Here is a 17,298-nt window from a genome sequence, read left to right as displayed (position 1 = left end):
CAACAAACCGAAGCCGTTCGTCCATGATGCCAGTCTCTCGCCAAACCATCGCCGGTCCTCCGGCGGACAAGAAAACTGTTACCCATGCTATCGGTCCATTCTGTTACCTATCTATACGGTTCGGACACCGGGCACTTCTCCCCGTCGCTATCGAAATGCCCGGCAGGGCAATGAGGGGCGGCGCCGATTTTGGCGATTTGAGGGTCTAACCCCCCAACGCCTGATCCAGATCGGCGATCAGATCGTCGCCTTCCTCGATCCCCGCCGACAACCTTACCAGCGAATCCGAAATTCCGATCTCGGCCCGTTTCTCGGCCGGTATGGACCCATGCGTCATCAGCGCCGGATGCTCGATCAGGCTTTCCACCCCGCCGAGGCTTTCGGCGAGCGTGAACAGTTGCGTGCGTTCGAGGAAGCGTTTGGTGCCGGCAAGGTCGCGGTCGAGCACGGCTGTGATCATGCCGCCGAAGGCGTGCATCTGCTGGACGGCGACGGCGTGCTGCGGATGGCTGGCGAGGCCGGGATAGATGACGCGGCGCACGTCGCGGCGCGCTTCCAGCCACTGCGCGATCTTGAGGCCGTTGGCGGAATGACGCTCCATACGCAGCGCCAGCGTCTTCAGCCCGCGCAGCGCCAGAAAGCTGTCGAACGGACCCGAAATGGCGCCGATGGCGTTCTGCAGGAATTTCAGCTGGGCGGCGAGGTCCTTGTTGTCGCCGACTATCGCCACGCCGCCGACCATGTCGGAATGGCCGTTGAGATATTTGGTCGTCGAATGCACGACGATGTCGATGCCGAGCTCCAGCGGCCGCTGGATATAGGGGCTGCAAAACGTGTTGTCGGCGACCGTCAGAATCCCCTTGCGCTTGGCGAGTGCCGCAACGCCTTCGAGGTCGACGATGCGCAGCAGCGGATTGGTCGGCGTCTCGACCCACAGCATTTTTGTCTCGGGCCGGATCGCCGCCTCGACGGCAGCGAGGTCGGTGAAGTCGACGAACGAGACCTGCAGATTGGCCGAGCGTTTGCGCACCCGCTCCATCAGCCGGAACGAGCCGCCATAGATGTCGTCGGTGGCGACGATGTGGGCGCCGGAATCGAGCAGTTCCAGCACGGTGGCGATCGCCGCCAGGCCGGACGCGAAGGCAAAGGCGGCCGAGCCGCTTTCGAGATCAGCCACGGCGCGCTCGAAGGCAAAGCGCGTCGGGTTCTGGCTGCGGGCATATTCAAAGCCCTTGTGCACGCCGGGAGACTGCTGGGCAAAGGTCGAGGTGGCGTAGATCGGCACCATCACCGCGCCGGTCAGCGGGTCGTGGCTCTGGCCGCCATGGATGGTGCGCGTCGAGAAAGCCAGACGGTTCTTGCCCGATGATGATGGGCCGGCTGGCGGAGTATTGCTGGTCATCGTGCGCGCCTCAGATGGTTGATCAGGTCGATGCGGGTAATCAGGCCGACGAACTCTTCGCCGTCGAAGATGATGGCGACCTCGTTGCGGTCGAAGACCGGCAGCAGCGCATCCAGCGTCTGGCTGGCCTGCAGCGTGTGCAGATTGGAGGTCATGGCCGTGCGCACCGGGCCGTTGAAGCGCTCCCAGCGACCGTCATAGGGGCCGTCGACCTTGGCCAGGATGTCGCTTTCGTCGACGATGCCGACGAGCTTGCCATTGTCGAGCACCGGCAGCTGCGAGACATCGGAACGGCGCATGCGGCCATAGGCGTTGAGCAGGCTTTCGTCCGGGCCGACATAGACGGTGTCGCCGGTGCGGTGCGAGCGCATCACCAGATCGCGCAGATCGCCATGCTGCTCGTGCTCGGCCAGACCCTGCTCGGCCAGCCAGAAATCATCGAACACCTTCGACAGATATTTGTTGCCGCTGTCGCAGACGAAGGTGACGACGCGTTTCGGCACCGTCTGCTCGCGGCAATAGCGCAGGGCGGCGGACAGCAGCGTGCCTGAGGATGAGCCGGCCAGGATGCCTTCCTTCGACAAGAGGTCGCGCACCGCCAGCATGCTCTGCTTGTCGGGGATGGAATAGGCCTTCTTGACCAGCGACAGATCGGCATTGGGCGGCACGAAATCCTCGCCGATGCCTTCCACCGTCCAGCTGCCGGCCTCTTCCATCTTGCCGGTCTTGATCAGCGGCGCCAGCACCGAGCCGACCGGATCGGCCAGCACCATTTCGGTCTGCGGCGACACCTTTTCAAAGTAACGGCCGAGCCCGGTCAGCGTGCCGCCCGAGCCGACACCGACCACCACGGCATCGACGTCACCGTCGAGCTGCGAAAATATCTCCGGGCCGGTGGTGGTTTCATGCGCCAGCGGATTGGCTGGGTTGGCGAACTGGTTGGCATAGAAGGCGCCGGGCGTCTCCGCTGCGATCTTCTCGGCCATGTCCTGGTAATATTCGGCATGGCCCTTGCCGACATCGGACCGCGTCATGCGCACTTCGGCGCCGAGCGCGCGCAGATGCTGGATCTTTTCGCGCGACATCTTGTCGGGCACCACCAGCACGATGCGATAGCCCTTTGGGATGCCGACCTGGGCAAGGCCAAGCCCGGTGTTGCCGGCGGTCGCCTCGACGATGGTGCCGCCGCGCCTGAGCCTGCCCTGCTTTTCAGCCGCGGCGATCATCGACAGCGCGATGCGGTCCTTGATCGAGCCGCCGGGGTTCTGGCTTTCGAGCTTGATGAACAGCCGGCACTTGCCGGTGTCGAATTTGGTCAGCTCGACCACCGGCGTCTGGCCGATCAGGTCGAGAACCGACGCATAGGGCGGACGCAGGCGGGACAATTCGTCGGCTGCGGCGATCTCGTGCTCGCTCATATCGATGCTCCATGACCAAGCGACCGCCTCGAGGCAGAGCGGCAGCGTATCCTCTTTTCCAGCCCTTTGCAGTCGGAAAGAAGATAGATCGTGCCAATCAACCGGCCAGATGCGGAATGAAATTCCGGGTTTGGTTGGCACGGGTCATCGTCGCCTCGAAGTCAGGCGATCCCTCCGCGTGTTCGTCATCCTAGGGCGAAGCGACGCGAAGCGGAGCGCAGACCCTAGGATCCATGCCGCGACATTGGTCGAAGAATGCAGCGGTGCAGAAATAATTTGGAAGCATCCCTTACCCAATGATGGGTTTTCACCCACGCAAAGCTCGCAGGTCGCGGCATGGATCCTAGGGTCTCCGCGACGTCGCTTCGCTCCTGCTCCGCCCTAGGATGACGATGGCGTGGGGCTTTGCGTGGAGTCTCTACCCCAGAAGCTGCTTGCTCAGCCTGGCACATTGCACGCGGATATCCGGAATGGCGTCGATCTCGAAGAAGGTGCCGCGCGTCAGCGGGCCGACGGCGAGGATCTTGGCCGAGACGGTTCCGTCGCCGGCGATGATCTCGCATCTGGCCGATACATCGAGGCCGATGCGCAGCGGATCCGGCCGTGCCAGGCCGCGGTCGACCAGCGAGCGCACCACGCTGTTCGACGAGGTCGAGATGTCCCTGACGATGCCAGAGCAATCGTAGATGCGGGCGACCTCGAAGGTCTCGAGGCGCTGCGTGTGGCGCGACTGGACCTGGACGGTGAATTCGCCGTTGCGCGCGATGTCGACGACGCGGCCGGCGACCAGGCGGATGCGGCCGGACCGCACGGCTTCGGTGACGCGGGCGTAGACCTCGGGCGCCATGCGATGACGGTGGATGTCCCACCAGGCCTTGGTGTGCTCGACGAAGCGGCGCTTGGCGGAAGCCGGCCAGTTCTGCCAGATTTTCTGGTTGAACGGCCGCAGGCCGTCGACGACGTCGCGCCAGTCGATGCCGGCCTTCTGGTTTTCCTTGATCAGGTCGCGGAACCAGCCGACGAAATAGGAGAGCTGCGTGCCGAGTGGAATGTCGGCGACGTCGAGCTTGATCGGATTGCCCTTACGATGCGGCGAGGGCAGCAGGCCGCGCCGCGACACAGCTATGATGTCGCCGCGATGGCCGCGCTGCTCGAGCGCCAGGAAGGCATCGACCATGCTGAGGCCGGTGCCCAGCACCATGACGCCGGCGTCGGGGGGAAGTGCTGTGTCGGCTTCCGACCCCATCCTGACGGCATGGCCTTGCGCCGGCTCCTCGTCGTGGCCGGTGGCCAGCACGGCGAGATGCGCAACGACGCTAGTGCCGTTGGCCAGCGCCACTTCGACACCGGATGCGGTGGGCGTGATCGAGAGGCTTTCCTCGCGGATCAGCCGAAGCCGCCCGGTCTGCTTTTCGCGCGCCTGCAGCTCGTCGAGCAATTCGCCGAGGTAACGGGCATAGATGCTGCGCGGCGCATAGAAGGGCGCCTGCTCGGCCGTTGCCAGGCCGCGCTCCTGCAGCCAGCGCCAGAAATTGCCGGGATCGTCGGCATAGGCGCTCATGCCGGCGGCGCTGACATTCAAGACATGCGCCGAGAGCAGCGTCGAATAGGCGATGCCCTGGCCGAAATGCGGGCGCCTTTCGATCAGCGTGACGCGCAGGTCGGGATTGGGCGACTTCAGGAGATGCGCGGCCAGCACGACGCCGCTGGCGCCGCCGCCGACAATGATGATGGAGTTGGCACGCCCGGTCATAGGCATGCCTTCGCTCTGCGCAGCGCCAGTGTCAGGCCTGGACCTTCACCGCGACCGGCAGATCGCCGATGTCCCTCGCAACCGGCAGATCGTCGATGCCCTTCGCGACCGATAGGTCGTCGAGGACGATATCGCGCATTTCCGCGAGGCTGCGCTGATCGAGCACCTCGGCGATCGCCTGCCGGACCTCGAGCATCAGATGTCGGACTTGGCATGTCGCCTCGTTGCAATCTTCACAGCGCTGGTACTGGGTGCGGCTTGCGCAGGGGATCGGCGCCAGCGGACCGTCGAGGACGCGCACGACATGGCCGACCTTGATCTCGTCGGCGGGGCGCGCCAGGCGATAGCCGCCATCCTTGCCCTTGCGGCTCTGGACGAAGCCGGCATTGCGCAACTCGCCCAGGATGGCGTCGAGAAATTTCTTCGGGATGTTGTTGCCGGTGGCGACGTCGTTGACGAAGGCGAGTTGCCCGGCCGGCAATCGCGCGAGGTGGACGAGCGCCTTGAGGCCGTACTTGCCCTTTTTCGTGAGCATGAGATCAAAATTTCTCTGTCATGCGACGGCGTGGAACCATCGGTTGCAAAACGCCTGGCGTGCGTTGCCGCCGCGTCCAAGCCCGCATGACACATAAATTCTAGTGACATGATGTACAAGCCGAGAACTGTTGATTTTGCTTCGTTTTCAAGCTGCCGTAGCCATTTTAGCCCGACCTTGTGCCCTCGAAAGCACAAAAATGCCCTTGAAGAGCAGTGGGATGGCAAAATGGTCCTCCAGGGCCGGATGTGGTCGGCATCGACTGACGCGACGGCGAAAGCCGATCCATGCCGCGAGCGATCATGGTGATGTGGTGGCCGCTCATCGCCGACTCCAACTCTCTCATGTCGATAATAATACTATACTTACGTTGGAGCACGCGGAATGCGTTTTCGAATCGAGAGCTGTTTGGGTATGGATTTGCCTGGCACGGGCCTGAAGGGGGAATTCTTGTTCGCGATCGAGGTCATGCCATTCCTTCGAGCGTTGGTGCGTGCAGAACCTTGCCGGACGCTGGCAGGACAGCACCCCCCTCTGCCCTGCCGGGCATCTCCCCCGCAAGGGGGGAGATTGGCAGATCCACCGTAGGTTCAACACCTGCAACGATGGCGATTGGCGAAAGCCGGGATGACAGCGATCTCCCTCCTTGCGGGGGAGATGGCCGGCAGGCCAGAGGGGGGTGCTGTCCCGCCGACATCGGAAGACTTCGGACAGTAGCCGAGCCCCCAACGTCACGGCTTGGATCAAGCCAGTAGATCGCTCGCAGCCGCCACATCCGCTTCGCCACCCACCACCGACAGCTTTTTTCTAACAACCCCGCCTTGGTTGGAACGATTTAACTCTACAAGAGCGATAGAATTAGCTGACTATCATAAGGCATTCCGGTTTTTCTCTTTTCAGGAGCCCTTCATGTCCACCATTTCGCGACGCATTATTCTGCTCTCGTCGGCGGCACTGGCCGGTGCCGCCTTCCTCGGTCCGGCCCTTGCCGACGACCTGAAGATCACCATCGGCTATCAAACGGTAGTCGAGCCTTCGAAAGTGCCGCAGGCCGACGGCGCCTATGAAAAGGCGACGAAGGCCGCCATCGACTGGCGCAAATTCGATTCCGGCGCCGATGTCATCGCCGCGGTCGCTTCCGGTTCGGTCGATATCGGCTATGTCGGCTCGAGCCCGCTGGCGGCGGCGGCGAGCCGCGAGTTGCCGATCCAGACCATCTTCATCGTCGGCCTGATCGGCGAATCCGAAGCGCTGGTTGCCCGCAACGGCGCCGGCATCGCTGAGGTCGCCGACCTCGCCGGCAAGAAGGTCGCCGTGCCCTTCGTCTCGACGACGCATTACAGCCTGCTCGCCGCACTGAAGCACGAGGGCGTCGATCCGAAGTCGGTCGAGATCCTCAATCTGCGGCCACCGGAAATCGCGGCGGCCTTTTCCCGCGGCGATATCGACGCGGCCTATGTCTGGGATCCGGCGCTCGGCCAGATCAAGACGACCGGCAAGGTGGTGCTGGATTCCTCGCAGGTCGCCGCCTGGGGCGCGCCGACCTTCGACGCCTGGATCGTGCGCACCGACTTCGCCGAAAAGAACCCTGAGGCAGTGCGCGACTTCGTCAAGGTGACGGGCGCCGCCTATGCCGAGTTCCTCGCCAAGCCCGACGCCTGGTCGGTGTCGTCGCCGCAGGCGGCCGCGATCGCCAAGATCACCGGCGCCAAGCTGGAAGAAGTGCCGCAGCTGCTCAAGGGCTATGTCTTCCCGACGCTCGAAGAACAGGCCTCCGACAAATTCCTCGGCGGCGGCACGGTCAAGGCGGTGGAAGCGACGTCCACCTTCCTCAAGGAGCAAGGCAAGATCGACGCCGTGCTTCCCGACTATTCGAAATACGTGTCGGCGAAATACGTCACAGAGGCGCTCGCCTCGAACTAGTACCCGCTTAACGCAATTCCGGACGGAAAACCGCATTACACTTTTCCTGGAATTGCTCTGAACCCGGGCCCGCGCGCTTCTTCCCTGACGCCGCGTGCTGATTGCCCCGGAACCGCTGACGAGGGCCGGGGCAGTCGGATTCAACGAATCGCGAGGCATCCATGCCGCATCTTGTACTGGACCCCCATCTCGTACTGGACAAGGTCTCGATCCATTATGACGGCCAGGCGGAGCCTGCCGTCGAACGGGTGTCGATCGATGTTGCCAAGGGCGATTTCGTCGTGCTGGTGGGCCGTTCCGGTTGCGGCAAGACCTCGCTGCTCAACGTCGCCGCCGGTCTTGTCGCGCCGGCGCGAGGTACGGCTTCCATCAACGGCAAGCCGATCACCGCGCCGGGGTCGGACCGGGCGGTGGTGTTCCAGAACGATGCTTTGTTCCCATGGCTGACCGCGCGCGAAAACGTTGCCTTCGCGCTCAGGCTGCGCGGTGTCAGGCCAGCCGAGCGGGCCCAGCGCGCAGATGAGTTGCTGGCGCTGGTGAAGCTCACCGACGCCGGCGACAAGCGCATCTGGGAGCTTTCCGGCGGCATGCGCCAGCGCGTCGGCCTGGCCCGGGCGCTCGCCGCCGAACCCGAATTCCTGCTGCTCGACGAACCGCTCGGCGCTCTCGATGCGCTGACGCGCGAGCGCATGCAGACGACGCTGCTCGATCTATGGACGGCAAGCGATGTCGGCGTGCTGATGGTAACGCACGGCATCGAGGAGGCGCTGGTGCTGGCCACCCGCATCGTCGTGCTGGCACCCGGCCCAGGCCGTGTGGTGCGGAGTTTCGAGCCCGGCTTCTCCAGGCGCTACGCATCGGGCGAGGCCATCCGCACCATCAAGGCCGACCCGATTTTTTCCGAAGCCCGCGCGGACTTGACCGACGCGATCTTCGAAGGAGAGGCGGCATGACCGTTACTTCCTACACGGAGCGACCGGGACACAAGATCGACGAGGCCGACGGCCTGTCGGTGCCATGGTCGCGACCCAGCCCCAAGCGTAAAGGCGTTTCGGCCCGCGCGGTCAGCGCTGTCACCATCCTGGTGGTGCTGGCGCTGTGGGCGCTGTCGGCCCGCCTGCAACTGGTGTCGCCAGTGTTTCTGCCATCGCCTGCCGCCGTGTGGAACAAGTTCATCACCGTCGCCCGTGACGGCTTCGTCGATGCGACGCTGCTGCAGCATGCCGTCGCCAGCCTGTGGCGGGTATTCGCCGCGCTGGTCGCCGCCATCCTCATCGGCGTGCCGGTTGGGCTCGCCATCGGCATCAGCACGATCGGACGCGGCATCTTCGATCCGCTGCTGGAATTCCTGCGGCCGATCCCGCCGCTCGCCTACCTGCCGCTGGTCATCATCTGGTTCGGCATCGGCGAGCCGTCGAAGATCCTGGTGATCGCCACCGCCATGCTGGCGCCGGTGGCGCTGTCGACCGCGTCCGGCGTTCGCGGCGTCTCGCAGGAGCGCATCAACGCGGCGCGCTCGCTGGGTGCTACCCAGCGCCAGGTGGTCCGCCACGTCATTCTGCCCAGCGCGCTGCCGTCGATCCTGACCGGACTGCGCATCGCGCTCGGCGCCGGCTGGTCGACGCTGGTCGCCGCCGAACTGGTGGCGGCGACACGCGGGCTTGGCTTCATGATCCAGTCGGCCGCCCAGTTCCTCGTCACCGACGTGGTGGTGATGGGCATATTGGTGATCGCGGCCATCGCCTTCGTGCTCGAATTCACCATCCGCAGGATCGAGCGCGTGCTCGTCCCGTGGGCGGGACGCGAATGATCGAAGCCCAGAGGAGCAGGAGAATGACGATGACCCATTCCACCGCCGTGCTGTTCGCCCAAGCCGGTAACTGGCTTCTCGCCTGGACCAGGGAAAGCCAGCCGCTAGAACAGCAACCGAAATCGCCAACGCCGGTCCGCTGGGACGCCGAGCGCGACCGCCTGCCGCCACGCGACGAGAGTTTTTACTGGGCCTGGCAGTATTGGTCGCAGTGAGGGCGTGGGCACGACTTGTGTCACGAAGACGGCTTAACTTAAGCTTCGTCATCCTAGGGCGAAGCAAGGAGCGAAGCGACGCGGTGCAGACCCTAGGATCCATGCCGTGACGGTGGTCGTAGAATGCGGCGGATCAGAAATGTCGCTTTGCACGCCAACTCACGCGGGCTACCCTTCAACCATGACCGGCTATGCTTACATGACCGCGAGTCAGAAGCGCGGTACGATCTACATCGGCGTCACCAACGACCTCGGCCGCCGCGTACCCGAGCACAAGTCCGGCCAAGGCTCAGGCTTTACCAGTCGCTACGGCGTGCAACGCCTTGTCTGGTACGAAGAGTATTTCGACATTACCGACGCCATCCAACGTGAGAAATCACTGAAGCGCTGGCCACGACAATGGAAGATCGAGCTGATCGAGAGGGCCAATCCGGAGTGGTTCGAGCTTTCGTGGAACCGGCTGATAGGCGCTCGGTTCCTTGCACCGCCGGAGCATAGCATCACCGTCACGGCATGTATCCCAGGGTCTGCGCCGCGTCGCTTCGCTCCTTGCTTCGCCCTAGGATGACGAAAGCTGGGGCTGCTCGCAGAAAACAAATCCGCTCTTCAAGTCCATCTCGCAAAATTATTCCTCTACTAAATTTATAGAACTACCTAGCCTGATCCATCTTCCAACCGGCGAGGCCATTTCCCGGCGCCGATCCGCAGCGAAGGAGAGGGATCAATGTTCAATCTGACCAAGCCTTTCAATCTGACGAGACGTGTTTTCGGCATCGGCCGCTGGCGGCGACGGTCGCCGTGTCGTCCGGCGCCGCGGCGCAGGAGCTGAAGCAGCTCAGCATCGGCTATCAGAAGACCGGCCTGCCGGTGATCGCCAGGCAGCAGCAGGTGATCGAAAAGGCACTTGAAGACAAGGGCGTGGCGGTCAAATGGGTCGAGTTCACCGCCGGGCCGCCGCTGGTCGAGGCGCTCAATGTCGGCGCCATCAATGTCGGCTGGACCGGCGACGCACCGCCGATCTTCGGCCAGTCGGCCGGCGCTAACATCGTCTATGCGGCGGCGCTGCCGTCGAACAGCGACGGCGAGGCGATCTTCGTCAAGCCGGCGTCGCCGATTCAGTCGGTCGCCGATCTCAAGGGCAAGCGCGTCGGTGTCGGGAAGGGCACCAGCGCGCATAATCTGCTTGTCGCCGCACTGGAAAAGGCCGGTATTCCGTTCGACCAGATCACGCCGGTCTATCTCAGCCCCGCGGATGCAGCCGCAGCTTTCGCCAGCGACCAGATCGATGCCTGGAGCGTTTGGGATCCGTTCTTCGCCATCGCCGAAACCCGCTACCAGCCGCGTGTGCTGGCCCGCTCCAGCGAGGTGCTCAAGGTCAACACCTACTTCCTCGCCAACAAGGATTTCGCTAAGGCGCACCCCGAAACCATCACCACGACGATATCGGCCCTTGGCGAGGCGGCGAAATGGGCCGACCAGAACCGCGACGAGGTGGCCGCGGCGCTGCATGAGGTGACCGGCGTGCCGCTCGACGCGCAGATCATCGCCGCCAACCGCACCAAGTTCGGCATCTTTCCGATCACCGACGAGATCATCGCCGGCCAGCAGGCCACCGCCGACCGCTTCTATAAGCTCGGGCTGATCCCGAAAGCGGTCCGCATCTCCGACGCGGTGTGGACAGCACCCGGCAACTAACTTGTCCCCTGACGGCGCCGGGTGAGAACGCCCGGCGCCATTTGCGTTTGCACCCATATCTCCAGGAGATCCGCCCGTGACTGTGCCAGACATGACCGCGCCTGCCAGCACCGCACCGCTCGATTTCTTCTGGTTCATCCCGACGCATGGCGATGGCTCCTATCTCGGCCCCGAGGAGCAGCAGCGGCCGCCTGAATTCGGTTACTTCAAGGAGATCGCGCAAGCGGTCGACCGGCTCGGCTTTCCCGGCGTGCTGCTGCCCACGGGTCAGAACTGCGAGGATTCCTGGATCACCGCGACAGGTCTCGCGACGTTGACCGAAAAGCTGAAGTTTCTCGTTGCGCTGCGGCCGGGCGTCACGCTGCCGACTTTCGCCGCGCGCCAGACCGCCGCCCTCGATCGGCTGAGCAATGGCCGCCTGCTGCTCAATGTCGTGGTCGGCGGCAACCCGACCGAGCTCGCCAGCGACGGCGTCTTCCTGCCGCATGACGAGCGCTATGCCCAGGCGCATGAGTTCCTGACCATCTGGCGCGGCCTGGTGTCGGGCGAGCGGGTCAATTTCGACGGCAAATATTACCGCGTCGAGAGTGGCCGCCTCGACCTTCTGCCGCACCAGGAGCGGCCGCCGCTCTATTTCGGCGGGTCGTCGACATGTATCTGACCTGGGGCGAGCCGCCGGCGCAGGTTGCCGAGAAGCTGGCCGCGGCGCGCGCAAAAGCGGCACTGCGCGGCAGAAAACTGCGTTTCGGCATCAGGCTGCATTTCATCGTCCGTGAGACCGAGGACGAAGCCTGGCGCGCCGCCGACCGGCTGATCAGCCATGTCACCGACGCCCAGATCGAAAATGCGCAGGCGCGCTTCCTCAACCAGATGGATTCGGTCGGCCAGCGCCGTATGGCGCAATTGCATGGCGGACGCCGTGACAGGCTGGTCGTCTCGCCCAATCTGTGGGCCGGTGTCGGGCTGGTGCGCGGCGGCGCCGGCACGGCGCTGGTCGGCACGCCGGAACAGATCACCGAGCGCATCCGGGAATACCAGGCGATCGGCATCGATACCATCATCGGCTCGGGTTATCCGCATCTCGAGGAGGCCTACCGCGTCGCCGAGCTGCTGTTCCCGAAACTCGGGCTCGGCACCAGGCGGCAGCGGGCGCATGAGAACATCGCCAACGAATTCTCGGTCGGCTTCCATGGCGCCAACCGCCTGCAGGCTTCGTCATGAGCTTTTCCACGCGCCTGCATAGCAATGCCATCGGCTGGCTGCTGCCGGCGCTGATCATTGCTGGCTGGGAGATTGCCAGCCGCGCGGGCGTCATGCCCGCCAACGTGCTGCCGGCGCCGAGCGCGGTCGCCGAAGCCTTCTGGCGGCTTACGCTGTCAGGCGAACTGATCCGCAACATCGGGGTCTCGACCGCGCGCGCCCTTGCCGGCTTCGTCATTGGCGGCTCGATCGGCTTTGCGCTTGGCCTTGCCAACGGGCTGTCGACGCTCAGCCGCGGCCTGACCGACACGACGCTGCAGATGATCCGCAACATTCCGCATCTGGCGCTGATCCCGCTGGTCATCTTGTGGTTCGGCATCGACGAGGAAGCCAAACTGTTCCTGGTGGCGCTCGGCGTGTTCTTTCCGATCTACGTCAACACGCTGCTCGGCATCCAGAGCGTCGACCCGCAGCTGGTCGAGATGGGCCGCGTCTACGGCATGGACCGACGCGCCCTGTTCTTCCGCGTCATCCTGCCCGGCGCGCTGCCGGCGATCTTCGTCGGCCTGCGCTATGCCCTGGGCATCATGTGGCTGACGCTGATCGTCGCCGAAACCATCTCGGCCAGCTCCGGCCTCGGCTACATGGCCATGCAGGCGCGCGAATTCCTGCTGATCGACGTCGTCGTGCTGTCGATCCTGATCTACGCGCTGCTCGGCAAGCTCGCCGACAGCCTCGCCCGCCTGCTCGAGCGGCTGTCGCTCGGCTGGCATCCGGCCTTCCAGAACGGATGAGAGATTGCCCATGACCGCCGCCAGCCTGACCGCAGCCCGTTCCTTCGTCGCCACGCCGGTGCGGCCGATCGGCTCCGTCGAAGGGCAGCGGGCCTTTGCCTTCAGGCAAGCCGGCAAGCGCTTCGGCGACAAGACCGTGCTGGACGGCATCGACCTGGACGTGCCGGCCGGACAGTTCCTTGCCGTCATCGGCAAGAGCGGCTGCGGCAAGAGCACGCTTTTGCGGCTTCTGGCCGGGCTCGACCGGCCGACATCGGGATCGCTGACATTCGGCGTCGAAGAGGAAGGACACAGCCGCACGCGCTTCATGTTCCAGGAGCCACGGCTCCTGCCCTGGGCCAGCGTGGTAAAAAACGTCGAGGTCGGGCTGACCGGGATTGCTTCCGGCGCGGAGGCAAGGCAACGCGCGCTCGACATTCTCGGCGAGGTCGGGCTTGCCGATCGGGCCGACGAATGGCCTTCGGTGCTGTCCGGAGGTCAGAAGCAGCGCGTGGCGCTGGCCCGCGCGCTGGTCGGCCACCCGCAGATCCTGGCTCTCGACGAGCCGCTCGGCGCACTCGACGCCCTGACCCGCATCGAGATGCAGCAGCTTCTGGAACGCATCTGGATCGCGCAGAAGTTCACGGCCGTGCTGGTCACGCATGATGTCGCCGAAGCCGTCGCGCTGGCCGACCGGGTCGTGGTGATCAGCGAAAGCCGGATCGCGCTTGATCTGGATGTGCCCGTGGAACGGCCGCGCCGGGGCGGTTCGGTCGAGTTGGCCCGGCTGGAGGGCAAGATTCTGGACCGGCTGTTCGGGTAGGCTGTCGGGGGCGGCGGCGCAATTGGTGAGCGGCTTCCCCCACTCCGTCGCTGCTCCGCAGCGCCACCTCTCCCCCCTCCGGAGGGAGAGGAAAGGGGCCTGGGTCGGCAAGCTCGCGCCTTTCCTCTCCCCCGTCGATCGGGGGAGAGGTGGCGAGCGAAGCTCGACGGAGTGGGGGTCGACCTTTCTTCGAAGCTCACCCCCTACCGGTTCGCCCACACCAATCCCACCAGCCCGACCAGCATGGTGACGACGCCGATATACAGCCATTGCGACTGGCCGGTCATGAAGCTGCCGCCGACAACGCCGATGCCTTGCAGCGACCACAGCGCGCCGACGGCAAGCACAATCAACGCCAGCAGATTTTTGGTCAGTCTCATTGACGGATCTCGCTTTCAAAGTCGATCGGTTGCGGGGTTGCGGCCACGATGAAAGAGCGAAAGGAAGGGACCCGATCGCGCTCACTTCTACTTGGATATTAATGCTCGTTCTTATCAAACAAATCCAGGATATCGGCTCGAAGATCATGATCAACTGATCATCGCCCGCCAGAAAATCCCTAACAGACTGTTACCCAGCGACTCCAAACGTGTGATCTCGCCACGGAACCGCCAGATGACTGCCGCATTTCGCGCCTTATTTGGCACCTAACGGCTGGGGTCTGTCAAAAACGGAGCCATCCCCCAAATATGAAGAACCCAAAACAGACCGCGCTTGTCGCGGTAACGATCGCTGCTGGCCTGATGGTCGGCGCTTCTTCGGCAACCGCGGCCAGCCAGTGCGGCCGCGCCTCGTGGTATGCCCTGCACTCCAAGACCGCATCGGGCGAGCGCATGAACCCTTCGGCGCTGACCGCTGCCCACCGAACCTTGCCTTTCGGCACCAAGCTCCGAGTGACCAACAAGAACAACGGCCGCAGCGTCGTCGTGCGCATCAACGATCGCGGTCCGTTCATCAAGGGGCGCGTGCTCGACCTGTCGAAAGGTGCGGCCGGCCAGCTCGGCTTCATCGGCTCCGGCCACACGTCCGTGTGCATGGCACGCGTCTAGAGCTTCCTGTGTCCGGCAAGAGAGCCGGACACATTGCCTACACATTTCGGCTTACACATTTCGCAGTCGCACACTGAGCCGGCTGGCACCGTTCGGCCCCGATTTCCATGGCCTTGAACCAAAGAAGCAATGGTCACGCCGCGTGACGTATTGCATCGCAGCAATTAGTTGTTAACTTCCCCGCGAGACATCTAGGGCTCGGCGCGGCTCGCCGTCCCTTCGGTCGCAGGCAGCAGCGGGGTTCTCGATGTTCTACCAGCTCTATGAGATGAACCACGCGGCCCTGCAGCCGGCGCGCCTCTATGCCGACGCGGTGCGGATGTTTTACTCCAATCCGCTCAATCCGTTTTCCCACACGCAATGGGGCCGTTCGATCGCGGCGACGGCCGAACTGTTCGAGCGCACCACGCGCCGCTACGGCAAGCCGGCCTTCGGCCTGACCAAGACCGTGGTCGACTGGAAGAGCGTCGAGGTCACTGAAAAGACCGTCTGGTCGAAGCCGTTCTGCAATCTCGTCCGCTTCGAGCGCACTGTCCCCGCCGGACGCAAGCCCGATCCGAAGCTTCTGATCGTGGCGCCGATGTCGGGCCACTATGCGACGCTGCTGCGCGGCACGGTCGAAGCCATGCTGCCCTATGCCGACGTGCACATCACCGACTGGGTCGATGCCCGCATGGTGCCGCTTGCCGACGGCCAATTCGATCTCGACGACTACATCGACTACGTCATCGACATGCTGCACACGCTGGGGCCGGACACGCATGTGATGGCGGTGTGCCAGCCTTCGGTGCCGGTGCTGGCCGCCGTGGCGCTGATGGAAACGAAGGGCGACCCCTTCGTGCCCTCGACCATGACCTTGATGGGCGGCCCGATCGACACCCGCAGCAACCCGACCGCGGTCAATCTGCTGGCGCAGGAAAAGGGCATCGACTGGTTCCGCGACAATGTCGTGATGCATGCGCCCTGGCCGGTGCCGGGCTTCGGCCGCGAGGTCTATCCAGGCTTCCTGCAGCTGTCCGGCTTCATGAGCATGAACCTCGACCGCCACATCATCGCCCACAAGGACTTCTTCATGCATCTGGTGAAGCATGATGGCGACAATGCCGAGAAGCACCGGGATTTCTACGACGAGTATCTTGCCGTCATGGACCTGACGGCGGAATTCTACCTGCAGACCGTCGACACGGTCTTCGTGCGCCAGGCCTTGCCCAAGGGCGAGATGACGCATCGCGGCACCAGGATCGAGCCGTCGGCGATCCGCAACGTCGCGCTGTTCACGGTCGAGGGCGAAAACGACGACATATCGGGCCTTGGCCAGACCAAGGCGGCGCATGATCTGTGCCCCAACATCCCGGCAGACAGGCATGCCCACTACATGCAGCCGGCGGTTGGCCATTACGGCGTGTTCAACGGTTCGCGCTTCCGTTCCGAAATCGTGCCGCGCATCGTCGACTTCATCACCAGCTATGGTCGCCAGGAGCGTGTCGCGGTGAAACCGAAGCTGGTCCGCGCCGCCAAGAAATAATGCAAGTCGCCCAAATTGCGGATTTTTTGACGATGACCTGCATAGAGCCAAGCTTAACGGCGACAAACCGTGAGATTGACCGGTGAAGCCGGCTGGCTGGCCGATTCTGTTGCACAAGTGTCGCTGTCCAGCCCCTCGGGTAACCATGCCGACAATCCGACCGTCGTCGTAATTGACACGGACTGTAAATCCCCCTTAACCTTTCGTTAATAACAAAGGGTGAGCGGGGACAATGATTTCCTCATCAATGGCGCGACGGCTGCGCGTGTATGTGGCGGCCGGGCTGGCAATGACTGCAGGCTGGGTGGCACCGGCTTTGGCGGGTGGAGCGATGGCGACCGGGGGGCTCACCTCGCAGCCGATCGGCCACTATGATTTCTGCAAGCTGCATCCGGGCGAATGCTCGATCCGCCCGACCAATCTGGCGCCGGCCACGATGACCGACGGGCTAATGCGCAAGCTTCTCAATGTCACCGCCAGGGTCAACGCCGCCGTCAAGCCGATGAGCGACATGGATATCTACGGCAAGGACGAGGTCTGGGCCTATCCCGACAAGGGCGTCGGCGATTGCGAGGACTATGTGCTGGAAAAGCGGCGCCAGCTTTCGCGCATGAGCATCTCGCTTGCCGATCTTCTGATCACCGTCGTGCGCAAGCCCGACGGCGAGGGTCACGCCGTGCTGACGGTGCGCACCGACGCGGGCGACTATGTGCTCGACAATCTGACCGACAAGGTCAAACCATGGGACGCGACCGGTTACCGCTTCCTCAAGCGGCAGGCGATCGACAACACCGGCCGCTGGGTCTCGATCCGCGGTGGCCAGCAGGTTCTGGTCGGCGCGGTGCAGTAGCCGACAGTCGTGACGCAGCCTCCCCGCTTCGTCATCCTAGGGCGAAGCAAGGAGCGAAGCGACGCGGCGCAGACCCTAGGATCCATGCCGTGAGGCCGATGAAGAACAAAGCCGCGTAGAATAAAGGCTCTGTTCCGTAGCGATCCTTCCCAACCACCTCTATGAGCAAGGTTCCGCGCCGCCGCGACGCTCGTAACTCGCGGCATGGCAACTGTGTTCATGCGAAAGCTTTTTTATCACGGATGATGGCGTTTAGGACGACGAGGAGCTTCCTTGCGACGGCGATGATAGCCTTCTTCTTTGACGCTGAGCGAGCTGCGATGGCGC

Annotated in this window: 18 protein-coding genes; 13 read left to right on the top strand and 5 right to left on the bottom strand. The window is 63.8% G+C overall.

Going from position 1 to position 17,298, the window contains the following annotated elements; translation table 11 throughout:
* Nucleotides 1-205: 205 nt before the first annotated feature.
* The 4 genes from EOA13_RS34585 to EOA13_RS34570 all read right to left on the bottom strand — a co-directional run bounded on the left by EOA13_RS34585 (nt 206) and on the right by EOA13_RS34570 (nt 5,108).
* Nucleotides 206-1,402: a PLP-dependent aspartate aminotransferase family protein gene (locus tag EOA13_RS34585; RefSeq protein ID WP_127297704.1), complete on the bottom strand. Its 1,197-nt coding sequence runs from the start codon at nt 1,400-1,402 to the stop codon at nt 206-208.
* Nucleotides 1,399-2,820 (bottom strand): pyridoxal-phosphate dependent enzyme, encoded by a 1,422-nt coding sequence (locus EOA13_RS34580; protein ID WP_127297703.1) that lies wholly within the window; start codon nt 2,818-2,820, stop codon nt 1,399-1,401. The genes EOA13_RS34585 and EOA13_RS34580 overlap by 4 nt, the downstream gene beginning before the upstream one ends.
* A 418-nt stretch (nt 2,821-3,238) precedes the next feature.
* A complete protein-coding gene (locus tag EOA13_RS34575) occupies nt 3,239-4,573 on the bottom strand; it encodes an FAD/NAD(P)-binding protein (protein WP_127297702.1) in 1,335 nt (444 codons plus the stop codon).
* A gap of 31 nt (nt 4,574-4,604) precedes the next feature.
* A complete protein-coding gene (locus tag EOA13_RS34570; RefSeq protein WP_127297701.1) occupies nt 4,605-5,108 on the bottom strand; it encodes an Rrf2 family transcriptional regulator in 504 nt (167 codons plus the stop codon).
* A 909-nt stretch (nt 5,109-6,017) separates the two neighbouring features.
* On the opposite strand from EOA13_RS34570, the gene tauA reads away from it, so the two are divergent.
* The 10 genes from tauA to EOA13_RS34520 all read left to right on the top strand — a co-directional run bounded on the left by tauA (nt 6,018) and on the right by EOA13_RS34520 (nt 13,547).
* On the top strand, nt 6,018-7,031 hold the full coding sequence (gene tauA / locus EOA13_RS34560) for a taurine ABC transporter substrate-binding protein (protein ID WP_127297699.1): 1,014 nt from the start codon (nt 6,018-6,020) through the stop codon (nt 7,029-7,031).
* A gap of 161 nt (nt 7,032-7,192) precedes the next feature.
* On the top strand, nt 7,193-7,984 hold the full coding sequence (locus EOA13_RS34555) for a taurine ABC transporter ATP-binding protein (RefSeq protein ID WP_127297698.1): 792 nt from the start codon (nt 7,193-7,195) through the stop codon (nt 7,982-7,984).
* The gene (locus EOA13_RS34550) at nt 7,981-8,841 is read left to right on the top strand and encodes an ABC transporter permease subunit (protein ID WP_127297697.1); all 861 of its coding nucleotides are present in this window, start codon (nt 7,981-7,983) and stop codon (nt 8,839-8,841) included. The genes EOA13_RS34555 and EOA13_RS34550 overlap by 4 nt, the downstream gene beginning before the upstream one ends.
* Before the next feature lie 29 nt (nt 8,842-8,870).
* Nucleotides 8,871-9,056 (top strand): hypothetical protein, encoded by a 186-nt coding sequence (locus EOA13_RS34545; protein WP_013528709.1) that lies wholly within the window; start codon nt 8,871-8,873, stop codon nt 9,054-9,056.
* A 181-nt stretch (nt 9,057-9,237) separates the two neighbouring features.
* Nucleotides 9,238-9,624 carry a GIY-YIG nuclease family protein gene (locus EOA13_RS34540; RefSeq protein ID WP_127297706.1) on the top strand — a complete coding sequence of 129 codons (387 nt, stop codon included), beginning with the start codon at nt 9,238-9,240 and terminating at the stop codon, nt 9,622-9,624.
* Nucleotides 9,625-9,854: 230 nt separating this feature from the next.
* Entirely contained in the window at nt 9,855-10,751 is an 897-nt protein-coding gene (locus tag EOA13_RS34535; RefSeq protein ID WP_245490570.1) for a sulfonate ABC transporter substrate-binding protein, read from the top strand.
* A 76-nt stretch (nt 10,752-10,827) separates the two neighbouring features.
* Nucleotides 10,828-11,412 carry an LLM class flavin-dependent oxidoreductase gene (locus tag EOA13_RS39645; protein ID WP_348629777.1) on the top strand — a complete coding sequence of 195 codons (585 nt, stop codon included), beginning with the start codon at nt 10,828-10,830 and terminating at the stop codon, nt 11,410-11,412.
* On the top strand, nt 11,322-11,972 hold the full coding sequence (locus EOA13_RS39640) for an LLM class flavin-dependent oxidoreductase (RefSeq protein WP_348629778.1): 651 nt from the start codon (nt 11,322-11,324) through the stop codon (nt 11,970-11,972). The genes EOA13_RS39645 and EOA13_RS39640 overlap by 91 nt, the downstream gene beginning before the upstream one ends.
* Nucleotides 11,969-12,745 carry an ABC transporter permease subunit gene (locus EOA13_RS34525; protein ID WP_127297695.1) on the top strand — a complete coding sequence of 259 codons (777 nt, stop codon included), beginning with the start codon at nt 11,969-11,971 and terminating at the stop codon, nt 12,743-12,745. The genes EOA13_RS39640 and EOA13_RS34525 overlap by 4 nt, the downstream gene beginning before the upstream one ends.
* A gap of 10 nt (nt 12,746-12,755) precedes the next feature.
* On the top strand, nt 12,756-13,547 hold the full coding sequence (locus EOA13_RS34520) for an ATP-binding cassette domain-containing protein (protein WP_127297694.1): 792 nt from the start codon (nt 12,756-12,758) through the stop codon (nt 13,545-13,547).
* Between the two features lie 203 nt (nt 13,548-13,750).
* Here the strand turns inward: EOA13_RS34520 and EOA13_RS38155 are convergent, their stop codons facing one another.
* Nucleotides 13,751-13,927, bottom strand: a complete 177-nt coding sequence (locus EOA13_RS38155; RefSeq protein ID WP_023813429.1) for a hypothetical protein — start codon at nt 13,925-13,927, stop codon at nt 13,751-13,753.
* A 309-nt stretch (nt 13,928-14,236) separates the two neighbouring features.
* Between EOA13_RS38155 and EOA13_RS34505 the strand changes: the two genes are divergently transcribed.
* From EOA13_RS34505 to EOA13_RS34490, 3 genes are all read left to right on the top strand, one after another.
* Nucleotides 14,237-14,596 (top strand): septal ring lytic transglycosylase RlpA family protein, encoded by a 360-nt coding sequence (locus tag EOA13_RS34505; protein ID WP_127297693.1) that lies wholly within the window; start codon nt 14,237-14,239, stop codon nt 14,594-14,596.
* A gap of 247 nt (nt 14,597-14,843) precedes the next feature.
* A complete protein-coding gene (locus EOA13_RS34500; RefSeq protein ID WP_127297692.1) occupies nt 14,844-16,121 on the top strand; it encodes a polyhydroxyalkanoate depolymerase in 1,278 nt (425 codons plus the stop codon).
* 232 nt (nt 16,122-16,353) lie between these two features.
* Nucleotides 16,354-16,971: a transglutaminase-like cysteine peptidase gene (locus EOA13_RS34490; protein ID WP_127297691.1), complete on the top strand. Its 618-nt coding sequence runs from the start codon at nt 16,354-16,356 to the stop codon at nt 16,969-16,971.
* Nucleotides 16,972-17,298 lie beyond the last annotated feature (327 nt).

Source organism: Mesorhizobium sp. M7A.F.Ca.US.011.01.1.1, from assembly GCF_003998295.1.
GTDB lineage: Bacteria > Pseudomonadota > Alphaproteobacteria > Rhizobiales > Rhizobiaceae > Mesorhizobium.
Note: the sequence above shows the minus strand (reverse complement) of the source record. Positions and strands in the feature narration are given on the sequence as shown.

Excerpts from the sequence above, each read along its gene's own strand:
- EOA13_RS34585 (WP_127297704.1), bottom strand. The coding sequence starts at position 1,402 with ATGACCAGCAATACTCCGCCAGCCGGCCCATCATCATCGGGCAAGAAC.
- EOA13_RS34580 (WP_127297703.1), bottom strand. The coding sequence starts at position 2,820 with ATGAGCGAGCACGAGATCGCCGCAGCCGACGAATTGTCCCGCCTGCGT.
- EOA13_RS34575 (WP_127297702.1), bottom strand. The coding sequence starts at position 4,573 with ATGACCGGGCGTGCCAACTCCATCATCATTGTCGGCGGCGGCGCCAGC.
- EOA13_RS34570 (WP_127297701.1), bottom strand. The coding sequence starts at position 5,108 with ATGCTCACGAAAAAGGGCAAGTACGGCCTCAAGGCGCTCGTCCACCTC.
- tauA (WP_127297699.1), top strand. The coding sequence starts at position 6,018 with ATGTCCACCATTTCGCGACGCATTATTCTGCTCTCGTCGGCGGCACTG.
- EOA13_RS34555 (WP_127297698.1), top strand. The coding sequence starts at position 7,193 with ATGCCGCATCTTGTACTGGACCCCCATCTCGTACTGGACAAGGTCTCG.
- EOA13_RS34550 (WP_127297697.1), top strand. The coding sequence starts at position 7,981 with ATGACCGTTACTTCCTACACGGAGCGACCGGGACACAAGATCGACGAG.
- EOA13_RS34545 (WP_013528709.1), top strand. The coding sequence starts at position 8,871 with ATGACCCATTCCACCGCCGTGCTGTTCGCCCAAGCCGGTAACTGGCTT.
- EOA13_RS34540 (WP_127297706.1), top strand. The coding sequence starts at position 9,238 with ATGACCGGCTATGCTTACATGACCGCGAGTCAGAAGCGCGGTACGATC.
- EOA13_RS34525 (WP_127297695.1), top strand. The coding sequence starts at position 11,969 with ATGAGCTTTTCCACGCGCCTGCATAGCAATGCCATCGGCTGGCTGCTG.
- EOA13_RS34520 (WP_127297694.1), top strand. The coding sequence starts at position 12,756 with ATGACCGCCGCCAGCCTGACCGCAGCCCGTTCCTTCGTCGCCACGCCG.
- EOA13_RS38155 (WP_023813429.1), bottom strand. The coding sequence starts at position 13,927 with ATGAGACTGACCAAAAATCTGCTGGCGTTGATTGTGCTTGCCGTCGGC.
- EOA13_RS34505 (WP_127297693.1), top strand. The coding sequence starts at position 14,237 with ATGAAGAACCCAAAACAGACCGCGCTTGTCGCGGTAACGATCGCTGCT.
- EOA13_RS34500 (WP_127297692.1), top strand. The coding sequence starts at position 14,844 with ATGTTCTACCAGCTCTATGAGATGAACCACGCGGCCCTGCAGCCGGCG.
- EOA13_RS34490 (WP_127297691.1), top strand. The coding sequence starts at position 16,354 with ATGATTTCCTCATCAATGGCGCGACGGCTGCGCGTGTATGTGGCGGCC.